Genomic DNA, 5,651 nt, shown 5'->3' with positions numbered 1-5,651 from the left:
GAACATGAACGTGGCGGTGGCCGAGGCAATGAGCGGCACCGTCAGCCCCCAGTAGCTGTTGAGCATTCCCAGGTCGGCGATGACCTCGAAGGTGGGCAGGATGCGCACCTCGACCGGCAGCATCAGGGTGATGAAGATCATCCAGAAAAAGCCCATGCGGAAGGGGAACTTGAAATAGACGATGGCGAAGGCCGACAAGAGCGAAATGGCGATTTTGCCGATCGCGATCATCAGCGCCATGATCATCGAGTTCATCAGCATCATCCAGACCGGCGCGGTCTCGGTGCCCTCCAGCCCCGAACCGAAGAAGGTCTGGCGCAGGTTCACGAAGAACTGGTCGCCCGGCCACATCGGGATGGGCGATTGCAGCATGCGCTCGGCCTCGTGGCTGGCACCGACGAAGGTGATCCAGACCGGCAGCGCCACCAGGGCAATGCCGAACAGCAGCACCGCATGGGCCAGGATCGCAAGAAGGGGCCTGTTCTCGACCATCAGTACTGAACCCTTTTCTCGATGTAGCGGAACTGGATCACCGTCATGATGATGACCAGGATCATGAGGATGACGGATTGCGCGGCAGAGCCGCCCAGGTCGAGCCCGATGAAGCCGTCGTTGAAAACCTTGTAGACCAGCGTGGTGGTCGAATTGGCAGGCCCGCCCTGGGTCACCGCGTGGATGATGCCGAACGTATCGAAGAAGGCGTAGACCGCGTTGATCACCAGAAGGAAGAAGGTGGTGGGCGAGATCAGCGGGAAGATCACGGTGGCAAAGCGGCGAATCGGCCCTGCCCCGTCGACGGCCGCCGCCTCGATGATCGAGCGCGGGATCGACTGCATGGCGGCAAGGTAGAACAGGAAGTTATAGGCGACCTGCTTCCAGGCCGCGGCCAGGATCACCAGGAACATCGCCTGGTTGCCGTTGAGGTAGTGGTTCCAGTCATAGCCCAGAATCTCCAGCAGGTAGGGGAAGATGCCGATGCTGGGATTGAACATGAACAGCCACAGCGCGCCGGCCAGGACCGGGGCCACGGCGTAGGGCCAGATCAGAAGCGTGCGGTAGGCGGTCGCGCCACGCACCACGCGGTCGGCGAAGCCCGCCAGGATCAGCGCGAAGCTCATCGACACGAAGGCCACGGCGGCAGAGAAGAACAGCGTGCGCCCGAAGGCGCTGCGGTAATGGCGGTCCTGCGCGAGATACTCGAAGTTCTCGAACCAGACGAATTCGGTGGAGAAGCCGAAGGCATCCTCGATCAGGAAGGACTGGTAGACCGCCTGGCTCGCGGGCCAGATGAAGAAGATCAGCGTGATGATCACCTGCGGGGCCACCAGGAGGTAGGGCAGCAGGGACGCCGGGAAATGCACGCGCTTGAGCATCGGGATCGGGCCGGAAACTGGGGTGGGAAAGGCCCGGCGGCCAGGGACAGCCGCCGGGCAGGATCGCGGGAGGTACGCCCGCGATCAGTTCACGGAGCGTTCGAAGCGGCGCAGCAGTTCGTTGCCGCGTTCCACCGCGTTGTCCATCGCCTCCTGGGCGCTGATGGTGCCGGCCCAGAGGGCTTCCATCTCTTCGTTGATCACGTCACGCACCTGCACGAAGTTGCCGAAGCGGATGCCGCGGGAATTCGGAGTCGGCGCGTTCAGGCTGAGCTGCTGGCCGGCGGTGTCGGTGCCGGGGTTCGCCTCGTAGAAGCCCTGGCTTGCGCTCAGTTCGGCCGCTGCCGTGGTGATCGGCACATAGCCGGTTTCCTGGTGCCACCATGCCTGCACTTCGGGCGAGGACAGATAGGTCAGGAACTGTGCCAGGCCTTCGTATTCGGCGGCGTCATGGCCGCGCAGCGCCCAGAGCGTCGCGCCCCCGATGATCGAGTTCTGCGGTGCATCGGCAACGTCGGTATCGAGCGGCAGCATGGTCTGGCCAAACTCGAATTCCGCCTGCGAAACGATGGAGCCGTAATAGGCCGAGGAGTTCATCCACATGCCGCATTCACCGTTGGTGAACATCGGCAGCGAGTCACCGCGGCGACCGCCATAGACGAAGAGGTTGTCCTCCTGCATGTCGGCGATGGCCTGGAGGCGGTTGATCACGGCCTCGTTGTTGAAGGTGAACTCGGTGTCGAAGCCGGCAAAGCCGTTTTCCTGGGTCCCCATCTGGAGGTTGTGCCAGGCCGAGTAGTTTTCGACCATCACCCAGCTCTGCCAGCCGAAGGAGAAGCCGCATTCCATGCCGCTGTCGACAAGCGCGCGGGCAGCGGTTTCCATCTCGTCCCAGGTGGTGGGCACGTCAACGCCAGCCGCGGCCAGCGCATCGGCGTTATACCACAGCACCGGGGTGGAGCTGTTGAAGGGCATCGACAGAAGCTCGCCCTCGGGGGTCTGGTAATAGGAGACCACGGCAGGCAGGTAGGCCGACCCGTCGAAGGGTTCGCCCGCGTCTTCCATCAGCTGTTCGATCGGGTAGATCGCGCCTTCGGCGGCCATCATGGTGGCGGTGCCGACCTCGAAGACCTGCACCAGGTGCGGCTGTTCACCGGCCCGGAACGCGGCGATCGCGGCGGTCATGGTCTCGGTGTAGTTGCCCTTGTAAGTGGGCACGATCACGTAATCGGACTGCATGGCGTTGAATTCGGCGGCCATGCGGTCGATGCGTTCCCCGTTGGCGCCGCCCATGGCGTGCCACCAGTGAATCTCGGTCTGAGCGGCTGCCGCCCCGGCCATGAGGCCGAACAGAGCGGTGCCCGCCAGAAGCGTCTTGGTGAAGGTCATTTCATCTCTCCCTGACAGAAATGCAGCGGTTGCGTGCGTAAGGTTTCGGGAGGGCCGGAAATAATTCAAGTGAATTTTTTATAACATATACTATAATAAGATGTTATATTTTGCGTGGCGGCGCGCGCTTTTTCGCCGTGGCAGAAACAGGAGTAACCCTTTGAAATTCCAGCTAAGACAGCTTGAAGCCTTCCGCGCCGTTGCGGAAACCGGCAACGTAACCAAGGCGGCGAAATCACTTGGTGTTTCGCAACCGGCGGTGAGCCGCCTGCTCTCGGATTTCGGGAAATCCATCGGCTTCGAGCTGTTCGAACGCCGCCAGGGGGTATTGGTGCCGACAAGTGAGTCGCGCTACCTGCTGGCCGAGGTGCGGCGCGTGCTGGATGGGCTGGATCACCTGGAGGACCTGCGCCGCGACCTGACCGAACGCACCGGCGGCCATATCCGCATTGCCTGCCTGCCGGGCTTTGCCATCAGCCACCTGCCCAGGGTGCTGGTCGCCTTCCTGGAGGACAGGCCCGGCGTGACCGTGACGCTGGAGCCCGACCGGCCCGAGCGCATCCTCGAATGGATCATCGGCGAGCAATATGACTGCGGCATCACCGATGCCTTCGCGGGCCACCCCGCCACCGAAAGCAGCGACATCCTGATCCGCTCAGCCTGCATCCTGCCGCCGGGCCACCCGTTGCAGGCCAAGCCGGTCATCACGCCGCTGGACCTGGCGGGCGAGAAGATGATCCACACGCGCCGCGACAGCCGCTTCTTCCATCGCCTCAGCCGCGCCTTTTCCAATTACGGGGTCGAGATCAATTCCTGGATCGAGGTGCGCCAGTTCACGGCCGCCTGCATGATGGTGGCCGAAGGCGCCGGGGCCTCGGTTGTCAGCGCGCTCGACGCCGAGCAATTCGCAGATCGGGGACTGGTCATCCGCCCGTTCGAACCGGCGATCCACCACCGGCTGACGATCCTGCGTCCGGCCACCGGCAGCCGCACGCCCATCGTGCTGGACTTCATCGATGCCTTCACCCGCAGCCTCGCCCCGTTCCTGGCCGAGCCGGGAGCGGAGGCCACGGGCGACTAGGCGCGGTCGGCGAGGAAATCGGCAACCTCGCGCGCCTGGGGGATCGCCTCGGCGGCCCCGGGCCGCGTGACCTGGATCGCGGCGGCCGCCGAGGCGCGGCGAAGCGCCTGGTCAAGCGGAAGGCCCGCGTCGATCCCGGCCAGCGCGTAGCCCAGGAAGGTGTCGCCTGCCCCGGTGGTATCGACAGGGGTGACCTCGAAGGCGCCCACCCGCTCTTCGCGCCCCGGCTCCCGCCAGGCGGCACCACGCTTGCCATAGGTGACGAGCCGGGCCACGGGATCGAGCGCGCCCTCGGGCAGCCCGGCGGCCAGCTGCGCCTCTTCGAGTTCGTTGACGCTGAGCAGGTCGGTGAAAGGCAGGATGGCGCGCACCGCCTCGGGGTCGAAGGGAGCCGCGCAGTAACAGACCCTGAGCCCGCGCGCCCGCGCCGCCCGCGCGGCCTCGACCCCGGCGCTGGTCTCGTTCTGAAGCAGGAGCCAGTCGCCGGGCGCGGCCCGTGCCAGCGCCTCCTGCGCCGCCCCTGGGCTGATCTGGCGATTGGCCCCGGGAAAGAGGATGATCGCGTTCTCGGCGCCGTCATCGACGGCGATGATGGCATGACCCGTGGGCGTGGCGCTCTTCGAGACATGGGCGATATCGACCCCGTCGGCGGCCATGCGCTCGGCCGTCCAGCCGCCTTCGGGCCCGATACAGCCGATATGGAAGACCGCCCCGCCCGCCCGGGCAATGGCGATCGACTGGTTGGCCCCCTTGCCGCCGAGCCCCGTCAGCAGGCTGGAGGCGGCGATGGTTTCCCCCGGTGCAGGCAGATGCGCCATGCGGTAGGTGTGATCGATATTGATCGAGCCGAGATTGTAGATGGCCATTGGCGGGTCGTCCCTGGAACTGCCGGTCCAGACTAGCGGCGCGCGCGCACCCCTGTCACCCCGTTTCGCCGCGCCCTTCGGGTCGCGCCGACCCGCGCGATCCGGCGCGGATCGCGGGCGTTTTCCGCAGCGGAAAACGTTTGGGGGCGCTGCCCCCGTCGCCTGACGGCGACGCCCCCGGGATACTTCCGGAACAATGAAGGCGGAGTCAGCCTGCGAGGCCCATCTGGGCAATCGTGCGCGTCAGGGCCGAAACGAAGAGGCCTTCTTCGGCCTCGGGTTCCGCGTCGTCCCTTCTGAGCAACCCTACCGGGCCGCGCGTCAGGTCGGTTTCGAATGGCAGGCGCACCAGCCGGCCTTCGGCCAGTTCGTTCATCACCACCCCGCGCGAGATGATCCAGACCGCGTCGCTTTCCCGGGTATAGACCCGGCCGAAGGCGCCGGAGACGGTTTCGATGGCGGTATTGAGCACGCCGATGCCATGGCTGATCAGGAAGCGTTCAACCAGCGGGCGGATCGCGGCGTTTGCGGGCGGGTAGATCACGGGCCAGTGCACGATGTCTTCCAGCCTGGGGGCGTCGAGCAGCGGATGTCCGGGACGCACCACGAAATCCACCACTTCCTGGTAGAGCTGGGTGAACGAAAGGTTCTGCATCATCGCCGGTTCCCCGAGGCGGCCGATCACCATGGACACCGCGCCCTCGCGCAGCCGCTCGACAAGAAAGCCGATGGGGCCGTCGAGGATGGTCAGCGTGGAGCTGGGCGAGAGCCGTTCGAATTCGACCACGGCGCGGGGCAGAAGGCCCGCCGCGACCGAGGGCAGCGCCGCGATGCGCAGCTCGGCCCGCCGCCCGGCGGCGTCCAGCTGGGCTATCCAGATCGGAAGAGCACACGTCTGAACTCCAGTCACACTGGTAGATCTCGTATGCCGTCTTCTGCTTG

5 protein-coding genes and 1 pseudogene are annotated in these 5,651 nt (G+C 65.4%); 1 reads left to right on the top strand and 5 read right to left on the bottom strand.

Annotation, left to right across the window (positions count from 1 at the left end; translation table 11 throughout):
• The 3 genes and pseudogenes from ACEQXV_RS17415 to ugpB all read right to left on the bottom strand — a co-directional run.
• Positions 1-492, bottom strand: a pseudogene (locus tag ACEQXV_RS17415) (glycerol-3-phosphate transporter); the annotation flags it as partial.
• Complete coding sequence (gene ugpA / locus ACEQXV_RS17410) at positions 492-1,373, bottom strand: sn-glycerol-3-phosphate ABC transporter permease UgpA (protein WP_370270227.1); 882 nt, start codon at positions 1,371-1,373, stop codon at positions 492-494. The gene ugpA and the pseudogene ACEQXV_RS17415, both read right to left, overlap by 1 nt.
• 84 nt (positions 1,374-1,457) lie before the next feature.
• Positions 1,458-2,762 carry a sn-glycerol-3-phosphate ABC transporter substrate-binding protein UgpB gene (gene ugpB / locus ACEQXV_RS17405; protein ID WP_370270226.1) on the bottom strand — a complete coding sequence of 435 codons (1,305 nt, stop codon included), beginning with the start codon at positions 2,760-2,762 and terminating at the stop codon, positions 1,458-1,460.
• A 160-nt stretch (positions 2,763-2,922) separates the two neighbouring features.
• Here ugpB and ACEQXV_RS17400 point away from each other — a divergent pair, with 160 nt between their 5' ends.
• Positions 2,923-3,843 carry a LysR substrate-binding domain-containing protein gene (locus tag ACEQXV_RS17400; protein ID WP_370251316.1) on the top strand — a complete coding sequence of 307 codons (921 nt, stop codon included), beginning with the start codon at positions 2,923-2,925 and terminating at the stop codon, positions 3,841-3,843.
• Here the strand turns inward: ACEQXV_RS17400 and ACEQXV_RS17395 are convergent.
• On the bottom strand, positions 3,840-4,709 hold the full coding sequence (locus ACEQXV_RS17395; RefSeq protein ID WP_370270224.1) for a ribokinase: 870 nt from the start codon (positions 4,707-4,709) through the stop codon (positions 3,840-3,842). The two genes, ACEQXV_RS17400 and ACEQXV_RS17395, sit on opposite strands and share 4 nt — an antisense overlap.
• A 208-nt stretch (positions 4,710-4,917) precedes the next feature.
• Entirely contained in the window at positions 4,918-5,619 is a 702-nt protein-coding gene (locus ACEQXV_RS17390; protein WP_372526106.1) for a LysR substrate-binding domain-containing protein, read from the bottom strand.
• Positions 5,620-5,651 lie beyond the last annotated feature (32 nt).

Source organism: Nioella sp., assembly GCF_964229645.1.
Taxonomy (GTDB): Bacteria; Pseudomonadota; Alphaproteobacteria; order Rhodobacterales; family Rhodobacteraceae; genus Nioella.
The sequence above is the reverse complement of the archived record's forward strand: the minus strand, read 5'-3'. Positions and strand labels throughout refer to the sequence as shown.